The sequence below is a fragment of the Moritella viscosa genome (genome assembly GCF_900120065.1).
GTDB lineage: Bacteria > Pseudomonadota > Gammaproteobacteria > Enterobacterales > Moritellaceae > Moritella > Moritella viscosa.
This window is the reverse complement of sequence record NZ_FPLG01000120.1, coordinates 1-16,997: the sequence shown is the minus strand read 5'-3', so window position 1 is coordinate 16,997 and position 16,997 is coordinate 1. Positions and strand designations below refer to the sequence as shown.

Sequence of the window (16,997 nt, the reverse complement as noted above, 5' to 3'; positions counted from 1 at the left end):
AAATTGCTTATATTTTAAACGCGCCTGATCTTGGATAGAGCGGTCAATATGCTATAATCGTCTGCTTTTATTAGCATCATAGGTTTCATAATGAGTAATAAGCAAACGTTTAAGCTAGTCGCAATTGAAGGCAATATTGGTGTTGGTAAGTCAACATTACTGCCCTTACTCGCTGCGAAATTAACTGAACATGATAATTCTGAGTGGCAATTAATTTTAGAAGATGTTGATTCAGATCCTGAGTTTAAACGATTGTTACAAGCGTTTACGGTAGACTCGACACGCCGTATTGAATTCCAACGCTACATTACCAATAAAAGAGCGGATATCTGTAAAGATTTAGATCCTAAATTTAATTACATTATTGAACGCTCGTTGTTCTCTGATCTTGTTTTCTGTCAAGCCAACTTAGCTGAAGCATGCCGCCCAGATGGTAAAGATCTTGATTATTATTATGATATTCAAACTAAATTAAAAGATTACCCACGTGTATCTGCCGTTGTTTATTTACGTTCCGATGCGGAAACGGCGTATACACGTATGCTTTCACGTGCTCGTGATGCAGAGCAAGGTACACCTCGTGATTATCTACAATTAATATCGGACTGCCACGATACATTTTTACCGCATATTTGCCGTAAATATAACACCGTTTTATTAACTGAAGATTGGACGGACTTTGGCTGCCCAACGACATTAGCGAAACGTATCATTAGCGAAGGTATTTAGTTGCTATTCAATGGCGTGGTAGATACTGCGTCATTGAATTTCGATTCTAATTAGACTAATCTGTTATTCATCATTTTCTTTTATGGAAAGTACGATTCTATATTTGAACTGTGCTAAGTAAGGTATCAGTTAGTGAAATTACCCGTTTTATTCACATTTATTCTATTTTTATATTCTTCAATCTTCTCTCCTTCCGTGTTTGCTGTTTCAAGTATTGATTTCGAAATTAAAGGCGTCTCAGGTGATATCGAAGACAACGTCAGTGCTTATTTATCGACGATTTCTCCTCCTAAAGGTAAGAATTACAGTTATTTCGAATCCAAGGTTCGTAAAAATCTTATCGAATCAGTTCAAGTTTTTGGTTTTTATCACCCCGAAATCACGGTTCACTTGACCGTTGATGATGATGAACTTCTCGTATTTATTGATATTAAATTAGGGGAAAGGGTAACGTTATCCGTTGTTCATGTTGAAATTAATGGTGATGCAAAAAATGATACGGATTTTATTCATTTATTGAATGAAATACCATTGCACAGAGGTAACTATTTATCACATGCGGACTACGACAAATTTAAAGCTGATATCAGTAAACTTGCGTTAGCACGGGGTTACTTTGATGGTAAATGGCTAAAAAGTGAAGTCCGGGTTAGTGTTAAAAAAAATAGTGCAGAAATCGATCTTATCTTTGATAGTAAACAGCGCTATGTATTTGGTGAGTCCGTTTTATCCAACCAAACTAAATCGGCATTGATAGTTTCTGAGCTAGCAACATTTGAAAAAGGGCAAGCGTATGAGTCCCACTTGGTCGCTGAATATAGTTTAGCATTATTTAATAGTAGATATTTCCTGTCTGCATCTGTTGTGCCTAATATTAATGGTAGATCCGATGGTAAAATACCGATGGTAATCACAGTTATAAATCATCCTAGCAATACGTATGAAGTCGGTGTTGGTTATCTCAGTGATGTTGGTGTTAGAGGTACATTAGGCTGGAAAAAACCTTGGATTAACAATCGTGGTGATAGTGTTTCTGCTGAGTTTGAATATTCAACAGTACAACAAGAGTTTACCTTTAACTATGACATACCTATTGAAGACCCAATTACGAATGTTGCCAAAATCCAATTTGGTTTTCAGCGTAAAGAGAATAAAGATACGAAGAGTCGGCTGTTTACTTTGCAGTTACAACGTCAGTTTGAGCTTGAATCTAAGTGGCTGCGCACTTGGTTTATTAGAGTAGAACAAGAAAATTTTGTACAGGCGAGTCAAGTCGGTAATAGTGTAATGATATTACCTGGGGTTAGTTTTGCAAAGACGAAGCAACGTGGGGGAGTTGATCCTTATTGGGGGAATCAACAGCTATTTAGTTTTGAGGCTGCGAATCGTGATTGGGGGGCTGACATTAATATGGCTAAAATACAGAGCCGGACAAAGTATCTACGCTCTATCGATAGAACTCATTTTTTCACAACGCGTTTTGATTTAGGCGCTATTTATGTCGATAAAATCGAGAGTGTGCCAGCATCAATGCGTTTTTTTGCTGGTGGTAGTCAAAGTATTCGTGGTTATCAATATGAAACTGTGACAGCTGTTGATGACAATAAAAAATATATAGGTGGTCGGTATTTAACGGTTGGTTCGTTTGAGTACGGTTATCAATTTGCTGAAAAATGGCGTGTTGGGCTATTTGCTGACGCGGGTACATCAACCAATGATTTTTCTGAACCTCTCAGCGTCGGTGTTGGTACTGGTATCCGTTGGATGACACCTATTGGCCCTGTCAAGGTTGACTTTGCTGTACCTGTAAATTCAGATAGAGATACTAAGTATACTTTTCATTTGTATATTGGACCTGAATTGTAATGCGGTTTTTTCAATGTTGTCTTATTTTGTTTATTTTTATTATTGGTGCTTTTATTGCCTTACTCGGTAGCCACGTTGGCAACCAGTACATAATTAAGAAACTAAATAATGCTGAATTACCGCTACACTTAGTGCTAGAAGAAGGTTCTTTATTTCATCAAGCGCGTTGGCAAAAAATTGACTGGCAAGGAGAGCTGTTTCAGTTTTCGATTACGGATTTAGCTTATGATATCGATCTCACTTGTTTATTGAGTGCTGAGGTTTGTGTCAATAAATTGAATGCAAGCTCTGTCAGTTATTCTATGGCGCTGGACAATAAACCTCAAACACTGCTTGGTATCGATTTGGGTGAGGCTCTAACACGTATTGCGAAATTCGATGATAGTACTTCCAAGAATAACGAGCAATTAGATATCCTTGGTTTAATTAGTGTTTCAAATATTGATATTAGAGATATTAATGTCGTGGTTGCTAATACGAGCGTGACTGTCGATCGTCTTGAAGGTGCGGTTAATTTATCAGGGCGAGATATTACGGTTATCAAGTTAGTGACGCATAACGCTTATGTTCAAGTACTTACCGCATCATCAGGAAAACAAGTAACAAAGGGTGTTATAAACTCGCAACCAATGACCTCTGCTGAAGAAACAAATAAACAATTAGATATCGTTACTGATCTTTTAAATGAGTTCGAACTTTATCAGGTTTCAATTCCACTACGTGTAGATGTGAATGATGCAAAGCTTATTCAATCTAAACTGCACGTGAATGATTTATCTCTTGATTTTAATTCCATAGATTTGACCGGTTTTATTGATTCTGGAGAAGTGAGGATCGATAAGCTTATCGTTGATATGCCACAAGCTGATACCAGTATTAAAGGGCAAATTGTATTACAAAAAGATTACCCCTTGTATGCGACGGTTAACACAACATTAAAACAACCAGCGTTGTTAAAGCAACTTGCTGTCGATGTCAACGCGACGGGTAGCCTTGATAGTATGACTTTAGCTATTGATACATCAGGGCCGGTTAATACCCATGTTGATGCATTACTCGCGCCGTTACGTCCAGCCTTACCCTTTACTATCAATGCTAATTGGCAACAATTAAGTTGGCCATTACTGACGCCGGCATATATCAATTTAGCGGATGGAAAACTGTCAATGCAAGGTAATCTTGATGATTACACCATAGCTGTTTCAGGGCTGTTAGATATTAATAATACACCGCTGTTGGATCTTGATGCAAAAGGAAAAGGGACTCTACAAGGTTTATCATTCTCTCGGATTAACGCTAAAACGCTGAGTGGACAAGTATCAGCATCTGGGCAACTAAAATGGACAGATGGTATTACGGTAAAAAGTAAAGTCGCAGCAAAAGGCATACAATTAGATAAATTTTGGCCAGACATTCAATTACAACCAAATGGAAATGCTGCGGTTGATTTTAACCTTATGCCTGAAGCTGATAATGATTGGCAACTTGCCATTTACGATATTGACGTAGGCGCAGATTTTAAAGGTTACCCACTTACTTTACAGGGCAAGCTAACGTTAGATCAGGATCTGTATTGGAATTTAGATGGTTTTTCACTTTCTCGTGGAAACGACGCTGTCAAACTTGATGGTATTATTAACGAACAGTTTAAGATCGCGGGTGAAATTGATATTAAAGCCCTAACGCCTTATCTTGCTGAGAGTAAGGGCAGTGCATTCGGTTATTTTACTATTATAGGACAGAAAACCAAACCTTGGTTTAACTTTGATTTATTCATTGATGATGTTTTATTTAAAGGTAATAAATTGCAACGTGCAGACCTTACTGGGAAAATTAGCTTATCTGAAAGTCCAGAGGGTACTATATCGCTCACAGGTGAAGAGTTAATGATTGGTGAACAGGTCATTAATAAGGTTGCTCTGGATTATATTGCGGGCCTAAATAGCAATAGTATTAGTGTAAATATTGAAAATGAAAAAAATAATGCGAAATTAGAAATAAACAGTTTTTTGCAAGACAATATTTGGCAGGGAAAGGTGACTAAAGGGCGCATTAATTCTGAATATGGTAACTGGATAATTGACCCTAATGTGAATTTTACGTTCTCTAATCAAGATGATTATCTTTCTATTGCACAGCACTGCTGGAATGAAAAAGTGGCCACGCTGTGCTTAGGCTTTGAAGGTAACCTTGAGAAAACGGACAATTTCGAATTTAAATTACAAGATTATGACATAAATAAATTAGGTCTAGAAAAGGAAAAAAACCTTGAGATTGAAGGTTTGCTTAATATTATCAGTAAAGTAACGTGGCGTAAGGGGACACCATTACAGTTAACATCGAAGGTAGAAATAACCGATGCATCATTACTTATTTATAATGAAGAAGAAAGTAGTATTGCTAACTTTGATACGTTAACAATGGATGTAGGGTTAGATGAATCGAGATTAATAGCGGATATTAATATCAACTCTCATGAATTGGGTGGAATGACAAGTGATATTCGTGTGGATGATATTTTTGGTAAACGAGAATTAAGTGGTGATATTCACATTATTGATATTGATCTTGCGTTTATCGAACCGCTTATTTATCAGGTTGATGTACTCAACGGTGTTGTTTCCGGTGCAGGTATTGTGGATGGGACATTAGACAAGCCAGAGGTCATCGGGCAGTTCAACGTAAATAATGGTTATTTAGCTGGAGATGAACTTCCTGTCACGCTAGAAAATTTTCAATTTAATATTGAATCTAGTGGCCAAAAAGCGAATATTACAGGTAGTGCTAATTCGGGGAAAGGACTCGCTAAAGTTGTCGGTAATGTTACTTGGGGTAATGAATTTTACTACGAAATGCTTTTTCACGGTGATAATTTCGAATTCGATGATAATAAGGGGGTTAAATTACATTTTAGTCCTAAAATAAAAATTAAAGGTAACAAAGTTGGCGCGAAGATTTCGGGTGATATCGTCATACCTTATGCACGAATTAAAGTCGAACAATTACCACAAACTGCAATCCAAGTTTCAACAGATGTTATTATTGTTGATGCTGAGCATGTCAACGAAAAACAGAACTACCCACTCGATGTCGAAGTGAATATAAAACTATTAGATGATGTTAAAATTGACTCCTTTGGTCTTGAATCGAATATTATAGGTGATGTAAATCTAATTCTTGATGAAGATGGCAATTTATTTTCTGATGGTATGCTGCAATTTAAAGAGGGCCGTTATCGTTCGTTTGGCCAAGATCTCTATATCCGAAAAGGACAGATTATATTTTCTGGTTCAATCGATAACCCTTACATAAATGTAGAAGCAATCCGTAATACTGAGCTAACCGAAGATAATGTTATTGTCGGCGTTCGTTTAATTGGCCCAGTTAAAAAACCACTATTTACGATATTTTCAGAGCCTGAAATGCCGCAAACTCGTATGATCTCCTATTTATTACGTGGGCGAGATATAAATTCGGAAGATGAAACAAGTCAAGACGTTGTGATAACAACAATGCTTGTTGGTTCTAGTCTTGGTCAAGGTAAAGATGTCATTAGTTTCTTAGGTGATACACTCGGAGTTAAAGATTTTGCCATCGATACGAGAGGACAGGGAAATGATACTCGAGTTGAAGTGAGTGGCTATGTATTACCAGGTGTTCAAATCCGTTATGGTATTGGTTTATTCTCGGCTTTGAGTGAGGTTGTGGTGCGATATGAAATTATTCCGAAACTCTATATAGAATTAGCAACTGGTGTTGATAGTGCAGTCGATTTATATTATAAATTTAGTCGTTAAGATCTTTAATTAATCGCCATAAAAATAAAAGCAGCTAAGCTGCTTTTTATCAAATAGGCTGACAAGCTATTTTATTTCGCTTGTTTCATGAGCTGAAATAGAAACAGCATGGGAGCCTTTTGGGCCCTCGTCTATTTCATAGTCAACGACTTGTCCTGCTTTTAATGTACGATATCCATCCATTTGTATAATTGAAAAATGAGCGAACACATCATCACCACCAGATTCAGGGCAAATGAAGCCGAATCCTTTCGCGTTATTGAACCACTTAACCGTACCGGTTGCCATACCTCTGCATCCTTTCTGTAATTGCAAATTGTTTGATTACTGAACTTACATTACCCATTTAACTCATGGGTTATAAGATGGTTAGAATAATACATACCAAGGTAACTGAAATGTTAATCATTTCAACGCATCTTGTTAATAAATTTAGTTTATTCGCTACTATAGTCAAGTTAATATTCCTAAAAATGATTAAAATGAGGTAAACTTAGACGAAAGGTTGAAAGTTATTAGCCCAAATCTGTGATAGGTACTAAGATAGAATTATGAGTAAGTTAGATGAACTGATTGATTTCAAAACAAGTATAGAAAGTGAGCAAGAACTTAAACCGCCTTCGTTTTACAAAGTGTTTTTGAATAATGATGACTATACTCCAATGGATTTCGTTGTAGATGTATTACAAAAGTTTTTTTCTATGGATATAGATAAGGCTAACCAAATCATGCTAACTGTTCATTATCGGGGCAGAGGTGTTTGTGGCGTATTTACGGCTGATATAGCCGAGACAAAAGTATCACAGGTAATGCAATATGCAAAAGACAACGAACAGTCCTTATTATGTACCATGGAACAAGCATAAACGTAATGCTGACAATATTACGCAACACGTAGTTATAGGGAGATGCCTATGTTAAGCAAAGATCTTGAAGTAACGCTAAATGAAGCGTTTAAAACTGCACGTGAAAATCGCCATGAGTTTATGACGGTCGAACATTTATTGGTTTCACTATTGAGCAATAAATCTGCTTGCGAAGCGATTAAAGGCTGTTCAGGTGATATCGATGCTATTCGCGATGAACTATTGCTTTTTTTAGAACAAACGACACCTATTTTACCAGAATCAGATGAAGAGAAAGAAACACAGCCTACGCTCGGCTTTCAACGTGTGTTACAGCGTGCTGTGTTCCATGTGCAATCTTCAGGTAATAACGAAGTGACAGGTGCTAATGTACTTGTTGCTATCTTCAGTGAACAAGAATCACAAGCTGCTTATATATTGAAAAAAGCAGGTATGAGTCGATTAGATGTAATTAATTTCATTTCGCACGGGATTCGTAAAAATGATGAAGAACCGGGTGTTGAAGACAGTCATGACGCTTCGGAACAAGTAATTAATGATGGTGAAGATCAATCAACTCAACTTGAGAACTTTTCTACTAATCTCAATAAATCTGTTGTCGAAGGGCGAATTGATCCATTAATTGGACGCAATGAAGAGCTAAATCGTACAATTCAAATATTATGTCGTCGTCGTAAAAATAACCCATTATTAGTTGGTGAAGCTGGTGTGGGTAAAACGGCAATCGCAGAAGGCCTTGCATACCGAATCGTCAATGAAGAAGTACCAGATGTGATGAAAAATACGCAGGTATTCTCACTCGATTTAGGTGCTCTGCTTGCTGGCACTAAGTACCGTGGTGATTTTGAAAAACGTTTTAAATCATTACTGAAACAGTTACAAAAACATGACGATGCGATTTTATTTATTGATGAGATACACACTATTGTTGGGGCTGGTGCAGCGTCAGGTGGTCAACTTGATGCAGCAAATTTAATTAAGCCATTATTAAGTAATGGTTCGTTACGTTGTATTGGTTCGACTACATATTCTGAATATAGCCAAATCTTTGAGAAAGACAGTGCGTTAGCGCGCCGTTTCCAAAAAGTAGATATTGTTGAACCCTCTATTGATGATACGGTTAAAATTCTGCAAGGCTTGAAGTCACGCTACGAAGATCATCATGATGTACGTTATACGGCTAAAGCGCTACGAGCTGCGACAGAGTTGTCTGCTAAGTACATTAATGAACGTCAATTACCTGATAAGGCGATTGATGTCATGGATGAAGCGGGGGCTAAACAGCGCTTGCTGCCGGCAAATAAACGTAAGAAAACGATCGGCATTGGTGAAATTGAATCTATCATTGCAAAAATGGCTCGAATTCCAGAAAAATCAGTTTCTTCTAATGATCGTGATGTACTGCGAAACTTAGAACGTAACTTGAAAATGGTTGTGTTTGGGCAAGACCCTGCGATTGAAGTTCTTACTGATGCAATTCGTTTATCACGTTCTGGTTTAGGCGCTGAAACAAAACCAATAGGTTCTTTCTTGTTTGCTGGCCCAACAGGTGTTGGTAAAACAGAAGTGACTCAGCGTTTAGCAAAAATCATGGGTGTCGATCTGATCCGTTTTGATATGTCGGAATACATGGAACGTCATACAGTATCTCGCTTGATTGGCGCGCCTCCTGGTTATGTTGGCTATGATCAAGGTGGTCTGTTAACGGATGCGGTTATCAAACAACCACATGCTGTTGTACTATTAGATGAAATTGAAAAAGCCCATCCAGACGTATTTAACTTGTTATTACAAGTCATGGATAATGGTACATTAACGGACAATAATGGTCGTAAAGCAGATTTCCGTAATATTATTTTAGTGATGACAACTAACGCTGGTGCTACTGAAACTATTCGTCAATCCATTGGTTTTAAAGAACAAGACAATAACAGTGATGCGCTTGGCGAAGTCAATAAACTGTTCGCGCCTGAGTTCCGAAATCGTCTTGATAACATTATCTGGTTTAATCATCTTGATATGAGTGTTATCCATATGGTTGTTGATAAATTCTTGGTTGAATTAGAAGCACAGCTAGATGACAAACAAGTTACCTTGCATGTATCAAACGATGCTCGTAAATGGTTAGCTGACAAAGGCTACGATAAAACAATGGGCGCAAGACCAATGGCACGTGTTATTCAAGATAAAATTAAACGTAATCTTGCCAATGAGATCTTGTTTGGTAAATTGTTAAATGGTGGCGCTGTTGATATTCAATTGAAGGGTGATGAGCTCGCATTTACGTTTACTGATGTGAAAGTGACAGCGACAGAAACAGAATAAGTTAATTTTTGAATAGTGTTAGAAGGTTGTTTTTTTTCGTATTAGTGTTACTTTGTATCTATGCTTGACTTAAAGAGGGAATGCAAAATGGATATTTCCGCATTAACTAGGGTCGAAATTAGCATCCCAGATGGGATTAGTTTTGATTCATTAGGACTTGAACTTGATGATGATGGCAGTATTTCCTTTGATATTGAAACATTGGAAGCAGTGGCATTAGAAAGTGGTATTGATGTAGCTTTATTAGATGAAGACTATGTATTACAAGTATTACTTATCAGTTTTTATCAGTGGCACAGAGTTCAGAATGGTGACATCAACGCAGTCATGGAAGATATTATTGAACAAGCTAACGATTTATCTGCTTATTCTGACGATGAGTTAATTATGATGTTGGGCTCTGCTGAGATGGATAAACAAGCTAATGTTGCTATCTCGCAAATTGTTCATTAATCTAAAATGACTAAGCATAAAAAATGGAAGCCAATTGGCTTCCATTTTTATTACTATTAGTTTGATGATTCTCTATATCTTATTGATGGTAATCAACTACTGATAGTATGTATTACTCGCTGTCTTTAACTTGTAAGCCAACGTTGCCAGTCTTAACGATATCAATGATACCTTTCTTGAATAGTTGGCCTACAGCGCTTTTGAACGTCTTTTTACTCACACCAAATAAACGCGAGATTGTTTCAGGATCAGTTTTATCTGTAACTGCCATGAAACCACCATTTTTATTCAGTTCTGATAGTAGTACTTGGCTAAAGTCGGATACTTTTCCATGTCCAGGTTCATTAAGTAAGATATCAATTTTACCGTCTTCACGTACTTTTTGAATGTATGCTTTTTGTTTTTCACCACGGTTTAATTTCTTAAACATTTCATTTTTGTAAACAACGCCCCAATGGCTGTTATTTACAATTACTTTATAACCAAGATCTGTTGGATCTACAGGGGTGATCTCAACTTCTTCGTGTATTTTGTAACGCGCAGGGATGTTATCCACATGACGATCTAGTTTTGTTGTTGCTGTAATACGACCGTGAATACGATCTAAATAAATAGCGACAAGGTATTCACGACCCACTTGTAATGGGATGCGTTGCTCACTGTATGGAACTAAAAGATCTTTGTCTAAGCCCCAATCAAGGAATGCACCCACATTGTTTACTTGTTTTACTTTTAGCATGACGAATTCGCCAACTGCACCAAATACTTTTTGCGTTGTTGCAATGATACGGTCTTCTGAATCAAGGTAGACAAATACCTCAAGATCTTCACCGATTTCTGCATTTAATGGTGAGTTTGTAAAAGGTAAAAGTATTTCACCTAATACACCACCGTCCAGGTAGAAGCCTGATCCAGTTTCTTTGATAATTTCTAAGGTATTTAACTTACCTAATTCTGCCATGTTTCTTTGCTCTGTATTGAAATAATGAGGGTTATTATAGTTAACCCAATAATGTGGGCAATGTACCACGAAGCGTGAAAAAAACCCAATATTTGCGGGTGAATTAATATTAATTACTTGAAAGGTTAAAAATATGCACTAATATTGCTTGATAATAATGCCTTCTGTTATACTCCGGCCACTTAATTGCGGTATTTCTGAAGTATAAATTCTCAAAACCTTTTCGCAATTCCTAATTCCTTTAATATTAGTATAAATTATCATGACGCAACAAGACATCAAACTAACACGACTTAATAAATATATCAGCGATACAGGTTACTGCTCTCGCCGCGAAGCAGACCGCTTGATTGAGCAAGGTCGCGTAACCATTAATGGTAAAATCCCAGAAATGGGAACAAAAGTGTCAGATAGCGATATGGTTTCTGTTAATGGAAAACCCGTTAAAGAAAAACAAAAACGTATCTATATTGCCCTAAACAAGCCAGCGGGTATTACCTGTACGACAGAACGTCACATTCAAGGTAATGTGATTGATTTGATTGACTACAACACTCGAATTTTCCCGATAGGTCGTCTTGATAAACCATCAGAAGGGCTTATCTTTTTAACCAATGACGGTGATATTGTTAATAAAATTTTACGTGCTGGTAATGCGCATGAAAAAGAATATATTGTTAAAGTTGATAGCACGGTAACAGATAAGTTCTTAACGGGTATGGCACGCGGTGTTCCAATTTTAGACACTGTGACTAAACCGTGTAAAGTCACGCGTGAAGGTCGCTTTGAATTCAAAATTATTTTAACACAAGGTCTAAATCAGCAGATTCGACGCATGTGTGAGCATTTTGGTTTCCAAGTAAAATCACTAACACGTACGCGTATTATGAATATTGATATGAAAGGTTTAGCAACGGGTCAATGGCGTTTACTGACTGATAAAGAAATGGCTGCAATCAATAGTATGGTTGAAGGCTCAAGCAGTACAGAAGAAGCGTCTGACTATGGTCAAGAAAAGCCAAAAACAAAAGGTGTACATTCAAAACGTGGTGTTAACAGTGCTGCACGTCAGAAGCGTTTCGGCTACGGTGACTATGCAGCAACACCTGGACAAGTTTTGAATGAAGAAGCGAGTTCAAATGTTTGGGATAAAGATGAAACAACCGCTGATCTAGATAAGGACGATGAACCGACATCTAATTTCTGGACGCAAAATACAGCATCGTCTGATGCTGATGTTTCACGAGATGAGGTTCAGCAAGATAAACCGGCGTCTTTTTCTGATGAACAAATTTCATCAAGAGCACGTTTCGACTCTGCAGAAAAGAGAAAAGAACGAAAAAAACCGGCTACTCGACTTAGTATTATTGCTGAACGCGAAAAAGCGAAACTGGCTAATGCCAAGGCTAGCCCAACTGCGCCTCGTGTTAAAGGTACTCTTTCGTTGAAAAAGAAGTAATTCGATAAATGTCTGTCGATAATTACCCCCAGATCGATATACCTTTTGATGTTCGCTACACCTGTTTATTTTGTGGCGAACCATCAGATGCTACGATCAACATACCGTTCTCTGTGGATGATATGAATAAAGCTCCCCATGAGCCTTTATCTGTACCAGCATGCACAGAGTGCCTGTCTTTTGTAAAAAAAGCCCGCTGCCACTCTATCTATCAATATCGTAATGCCGTAAAAGCAGCGTTAACACGGAAATATCAAAAAGCATTAAGTATTGGTTCAAATTGGACAGAACAAGAATTGCAAGAATCTGAGTTTGAAGGCGCTGCGTTTGAAGGTTTTAAACGTAGTGCGTGGATGATGTTTACCATTGCAAAGGAAAGAGTTAACTACTCTGGTTGGCCTTTATGTCTTGAAGGGGTTCCACTTGCTGCCGATGATGAAGCTGGTGGATTTACGTTTGATGGTACAGAGTTTGTCAGTGTTGAACACGCAATTGAACATTACATCAAAACCTTTCATCTTGACGATGCTTTATTACCCGAACTCGTTAAATTATTGGGTACAGATAAGTTTGGTTATGCTGTTCGCGTTAGTCGTCTTTATTTAAATATATCGCCAGCAGAGCGAACGCAGATAATCGCCGATATAGTAGAAAACCAGTCCTAATTTCTGTTGTTAATAATTATAATAACTCAAAGCCGTGCTTGATCCTTTTTCATAACGACTTTGAGTTATTCAGTCCTCTATTCAAATTACACTGTTTATCAGAAGATAACATTAAGCATTATAGTATACAGTTGAGCATCTGTATCCCCATCGGTAGGAGCACTGATCAACTCACCATTACTACCATCTTTTGCATTTGTATATTTCCATTCAGCATTAAGTGATACCGTTGTCGTTAAATCATAACGTAGTCCGATTAACAGAGAATTATTTTTTTGGCTATGGTGTGATTCAGCATAGGTTACGTAAGGGGTATATTTATCAATATTATAGGCTAAGCTTGAATACCAATTGAAATGCATCGTATCGATAAGTACTTCAGCCGTCAGTAGCCATTGGTCAAGTGAGTATTCTGTGCCTAATGTGTAAATACTAATGTTGTCTGCAGGGAGTTGCATAGTTCCTTGTGGTGTTGTTACATCGACGACATATTCGAAATACGCATAATTAAACATAATGCGATAATCAAATCCGCTTAATTCACTGTGTATACCTACAGTTTTCTCTATATTAAAACCATATTGATTGTCACCTATGTCAACCTCACCATTACTTTCTATACCAACATAGGGTGTTACCGCTAAATAACTCTCATCATTTATTTCGATATCCCAAGTCCCAGAAAGTCCATCATAAGACGTGAGGCCTAAGGTCGAGTTATATACTTCTTGTGGAGGTCTGGCTGACGTATATGCTTGTCCAACATAATAGTATTCAGAGCTTAGAAACAAGGGTAACCGTAATCGTCCAACTTTTAAGTTGAAATCGGATACGCTATAACCTACGTAGACCCATTCTAACCTTGGTGATGACCAGCTATCTTGAGGGCGTTTTACGATCTGAATCGAAGTATTGAAGTTATCATTAAAGCGGATATCACCTTGTAACCCTAAAGTTGTATCACAATCGTAACAAGTGTTATCTGTGATCTCTCGGTTGACATAGAGTGGTGTTGCATTGTTAGACTGGGTTATGGAAGTCGAGCCAAAGCCACTTAACGAAATGTTATCGGTAAGGTTTAGTTTTGCATTTACTGCGGATGTACTTATTGATAGTGTTGTTGCTATAAAGCAAATCTTTGATATATACATGCTTTATTCCTCCGAATCTAAAACGAATAAAACATTAACATCTTCTGGTAATGACTTTATGGTGGCGTAAGCAATACCGTTTGGGTTTTCTTCCAACCAATCGAGTATGGATGCAATATCATTATTTGATATGGTGACTGGTAGATTCCCTTTTCCCGAAAATGCTAAACTTGCTCTATAACCATTCATTTGCGAGAGCGATTTACCAAGTAGTTTTCGATAAAAACAGGCCTTGTCATCGTTATCTTCTGTTAAATCAATAAGTTCAATATTTTTATTATTAATACGTTTTACCTTTCCTTTATATATCATTCTTACCTTGCTTTTACTTAACTTAGGAAAAGAATCATTTAATGAAAATACGGCAAAACGTCTTCCTTCATCTTTTCCCGTTTCCTCTTTAGCTGAGGTATAAAATGGGGGGGAGAGTGAAAAAATGAGTAGTCCAACGCAAAAATTACGTAAGTTTAATCCTTTAAACATGTTTACCTGCTAATTTCAGTTCTGTTACCTATCATTCAAGTTAGTAAGAAAAAGAGCAAATAACAAATTAATTTTTACATGGAAGTCAAAAACTTATGCTTAATACGTTATCGATCAAAAAACGACTAATAATTTTATTATTATGCCCATTATTGTTACTCACGTTGTTGGTTGGAGATCGAGTCAGTGATTCTGTGTTTACGTTAAATCAATTAAATAAGCTTAAATATAGAATTGAGCTGCTTACTGAGTCGTTACACTTAAATTCATTACTGCATAGTATAAGAGTCAACAAACTCTCGAATAACACAGTAGCAAATGAAGATGAACTTACTTCGTTCACGAACGCTGTAAATAAATTAAAAGAATTAGCACCTTTAGCCTTACAAAATAGTAACAACGCGATTGATTTATTATCGGATTTAGAAGGTGCAGCTGAAGAACTTACTAGTCTTAACGTTGAAGATGTTAATGATTGGTCTAGCTGGATCTCGGATACAACGAGTCAATTACTCCTTATATTAGAAAAAAACAATCTTGATATTAATGATAAAGCCATAGAAACTAATATTGAGGTTTTGTATCAATTACAGTGGCTTTATTTTTGGGCTAATGAAGAAAATTGGTATATAAACCTTATTGTTTCAGATACTGGTGTTGATGCTAAATCTTTATTACCCGCCATTGTTGAAAGGCAGCAGCTGTTTATTGAACGATTCATTGCGATTGGTGCTGATAACAGCCAAATATCTCTTTTGCAAAGTACATTCTCTGATAAGGCATTTATAGACAGTTATGCATTACGTAATTTGATTCAAAATGAGCACTTCAAAATGAATGCAAGTAATTATGACATATCAGTGTTAGACAAACGTTTAGCATTAATTAGTCAAGTTGTGTCAAATGTAGGTGCGAACTTATCAGTCAAGATTAAAACAAAGGTTGCTGAAGCTAAAATGCATGTAATAGCATCGAGCATTTTCATTACTGCATTATTACTTTGTGCATCTTACTTAGGTTGGATGCTGATTCAACGTATTCTTGGCAACTTAAAAGAAATTATCGCCACGTTAACGCGTATTGAAGATACCCATGATTATTCACTAAAAGTGAAAATCGATGGTAACGATGAATTTAGTGCGTTCGCCAAAATGTTAAATAAGCTAATTGAAGAACGTTATACAAACGAAAGTCAGATAATTCAGGCGAAGGAGTTAGCCGAACAGGCAAACGTTGCGAAAAGTTCATTTTTAGCGAATATGTCACATGAAATTAGAACCCCGTTGAATGGTGTTATTGGCATGTCCGATATTTTAGCTAGCACGAAGTTAACACCTTCACAGCAGGAGCATCTTGCTATTATTGAAAATTCCTCGCAAACATTACTCATATTAATTAATGATATTTTGGATTTTTCTAAAATTGAATCCGGTCACCTTACCATCTCTAATCATAGCTGTAATTTACGAGAAGTTATTTACGATACTGTGGCAATTGTCATCCCAACTGCAGCATCCAAGAACTTAGATCTTATCGTCAATATTTCCTCTGAATTACCGACAGACTTATTATTAGATGAGCATAGATTACGTCAGGTCTTGATGAACTTATTATCCAACGCTGTTAAATTTACCAATAGTGGTCAAGTTAGTTTGTCACTTAGTTGTACATTACTCTCAAATAAGCGATGGGAATTGTCGTTCTCTGTTGCTGATACTGGTACTGGTATCGAAGATGATAAACAACAGAAAATCTTCGAACCTTTTACTCAAGAAGATGGTTCAATTACACGAGAATTCGGTGGGACTGGATTAGGGTTAGCGATTAGTAGCCAATTAGTTGAATTAATGGGTGGAAAAATCGATATTGATTCCGTAAAAGGTGAGGGGAGTAATTTCTATTTTACTATTTACGTAGAGTCATTTGCTGATATTCGCGTTCAGCAGGTGGTTCCTATAAATACGAATGTAATAGTTATCACGAATGAAATGGATTTTAGTCATGACATTTGTACAGAACTATCACGTAATAATTTTTCTGATATAACAACTGTAGTCTATACACAAGATCTCGCGAATAACGTGACGATGAATGATTCTACGGAAAAAAACCTTAATCCGTTAATCATTTATTGCCAGAATAGCGTTCAATTAACACTAAAAGACATAGATTCTTTAGGTAAATTAGCGCTTAAACATACTTTTATTTTAGTGCAGTCACATTGTATAGAACCACTAAGAAT

At 36.8% G+C, this 16,997-nt stretch carries 13 protein-coding genes; 9 read left to right on the top strand and 4 right to left on the bottom strand.

From position 1 onward, the window contains the following. Positions 1–90 precede the first annotated feature (90 nt). From BT797_RS20250 to tamB, 3 genes are all read left to right on the top strand, one after another. Positions 91–729 (top strand): deoxynucleoside kinase, encoded by a 639-nt coding sequence (locus tag BT797_RS20250; protein WP_045110283.1) that lies wholly within the window; start codon positions 91–93, stop codon positions 727–729. A 132-nt stretch (positions 730–861) separates the two neighbouring features. Next, positions 862–2,595 carry an autotransporter assembly complex protein TamA gene (locus BT797_RS20245; RefSeq protein ID WP_075473284.1) on the top strand — a complete coding sequence of 578 codons (1,734 nt, stop codon included), beginning with the start codon at positions 862–864 and terminating at the stop codon, positions 2,593–2,595. A 26-nt stretch (positions 2,596–2,621) separates the two neighbouring features. Further along, the gene (gene tamB / locus BT797_RS20240) at positions 2,622–6,392 is read left to right on the top strand and encodes an autotransporter assembly complex protein TamB (RefSeq protein ID WP_244534261.1); all 3,771 of its coding nucleotides are present in this window, start codon (positions 2,622–2,624) and stop codon (positions 6,390–6,392) included. Positions 6,393–6,458: 66 nt separating this feature from the next. On the opposite strand, the gene cspD is transcribed toward tamB, so the two are convergent. After that, complete coding sequence (cspD, locus tag BT797_RS20235; protein ID WP_045110286.1) at positions 6,459–6,680, bottom strand: cold shock domain-containing protein CspD; 222 nt, start codon at positions 6,678–6,680, stop codon at positions 6,459–6,461. A 263-nt stretch (positions 6,681–6,943) separates the two neighbouring features. On the opposite strand from cspD, the gene clpS reads away from it, so the two are divergent. The 3 genes from clpS (at position 6,944) to BT797_RS20220 (ending at position 10,036) form a co-directional block, all read left to right on the top strand. After that, entirely contained in the window at positions 6,944–7,258 is a 315-nt protein-coding gene (gene clpS, locus BT797_RS20230; RefSeq protein WP_045110287.1) for an ATP-dependent Clp protease adapter ClpS, read from the top strand. A gap of 48 nt (positions 7,259–7,306) precedes the next feature. Then, on the top strand, positions 7,307–9,583 hold the full coding sequence (gene clpA, locus BT797_RS20225; protein WP_075473282.1) for an ATP-dependent Clp protease ATP-binding subunit ClpA: 2,277 nt from the start codon (positions 7,307–7,309) through the stop codon (positions 9,581–9,583). An 87-nt stretch (positions 9,584–9,670) separates the two neighbouring features. After that, positions 9,671–10,036: a hypothetical protein gene (locus BT797_RS20220; RefSeq protein ID WP_045110289.1), complete on the top strand. Its 366-nt coding sequence runs from the start codon at positions 9,671–9,673 to the stop codon at positions 10,034–10,036. A 112-nt stretch (positions 10,037–10,148) separates the two neighbouring features. On the opposite strand, the gene BT797_RS20215 is transcribed toward BT797_RS20220, so the two are convergent. Continuing rightward, entirely contained in the window at positions 10,149–10,997 is an 849-nt protein-coding gene (locus tag BT797_RS20215; protein WP_045110290.1) for a CvfB family protein, read from the bottom strand. A 262-nt stretch (positions 10,998–11,259) separates the two neighbouring features. Between BT797_RS20215 and rluF the strand changes: the two genes are divergently transcribed. Both rluF and BT797_RS20205 read left to right on the top strand, forming a co-directional pair. Continuing rightward, positions 11,260–12,456 (top strand): 23S rRNA pseudouridine(2604) synthase RluF, encoded by a 1,197-nt coding sequence (gene rluF / locus BT797_RS20210; RefSeq protein ID WP_075473281.1) that lies wholly within the window; start codon positions 11,260–11,262, stop codon positions 12,454–12,456. An 8-nt stretch (positions 12,457–12,464) separates the two neighbouring features. Beyond that, on the top strand, positions 12,465–13,121 hold the full coding sequence (locus BT797_RS20205; RefSeq protein WP_075473280.1) for a hypothetical protein: 657 nt from the start codon (positions 12,465–12,467) through the stop codon (positions 13,119–13,121). 98 nt (positions 13,122–13,219) lie between these two features. Here the strand turns inward: BT797_RS20205 and BT797_RS20200 are convergent, their stop codons facing one another. Further along, a complete protein-coding gene (locus tag BT797_RS20200) occupies positions 13,220–14,272 on the bottom strand; it encodes a hypothetical protein (RefSeq protein ID WP_075473279.1) in 1,053 nt (350 codons plus the stop codon). A 3-nt stretch (positions 14,273–14,275) separates the two neighbouring features. Next, entirely contained in the window at positions 14,276–14,755 is a 480-nt protein-coding gene (locus BT797_RS20195; protein WP_075473278.1) for a hypothetical protein, read from the bottom strand. A 95-nt stretch (positions 14,756–14,850) separates the two neighbouring features. Here BT797_RS20195 and BT797_RS20190 point away from each other — a divergent pair. Further along, on the top strand, positions 14,851–16,997 hold a 2,147-nt coding region (locus BT797_RS20190), incomplete at its 3' end, for a sensor histidine kinase (protein ID WP_075473277.1).

Coding starts and splice junctions, on each gene's coding strand:
- clpS (WP_045110287.1), top strand. CDS start 6,944: ATGAGTAAGTTAGATGAACTGATTGATTTCAAAACAAGTATAGAAAGT.
- rluF (WP_075473281.1), top strand. CDS start 11,260: ATGACGCAACAAGACATCAAACTAACACGACTTAATAAATATATCAGC.
- BT797_RS20215 (WP_045110290.1), bottom strand. CDS start 10,997: ATGGCAGAATTAGGTAAGTTAAATACCTTAGAAATTATCAAAGAAACT.
- BT797_RS20205 (WP_075473280.1), top strand. CDS start 12,465: ATGTCTGTCGATAATTACCCCCAGATCGATATACCTTTTGATGTTCGC.
- cspD (WP_045110286.1), bottom strand. CDS start 6,680: ATGGCAACCGGTACGGTTAAGTGGTTCAATAACGCGAAAGGATTCGGC.
- BT797_RS20250 (WP_045110283.1), top strand. CDS start 91: ATGAGTAATAAGCAAACGTTTAAGCTAGTCGCAATTGAAGGCAATATT.
- clpA (WP_075473282.1), top strand. CDS start 7,307: ATGTTAAGCAAAGATCTTGAAGTAACGCTAAATGAAGCGTTTAAAACT.
- BT797_RS20195 (WP_075473278.1), bottom strand. CDS start 14,755: ATGTTTAAAGGATTAAACTTACGTAATTTTTGCGTTGGACTACTCATT.
- BT797_RS20200 (WP_075473279.1), bottom strand. CDS start 14,272: ATGTATATATCAAAGATTTGCTTTATAGCAACAACACTATCAATAAGT.
- BT797_RS20220 (WP_045110289.1), top strand. CDS start 9,671: ATGGATATTTCCGCATTAACTAGGGTCGAAATTAGCATCCCAGATGGG.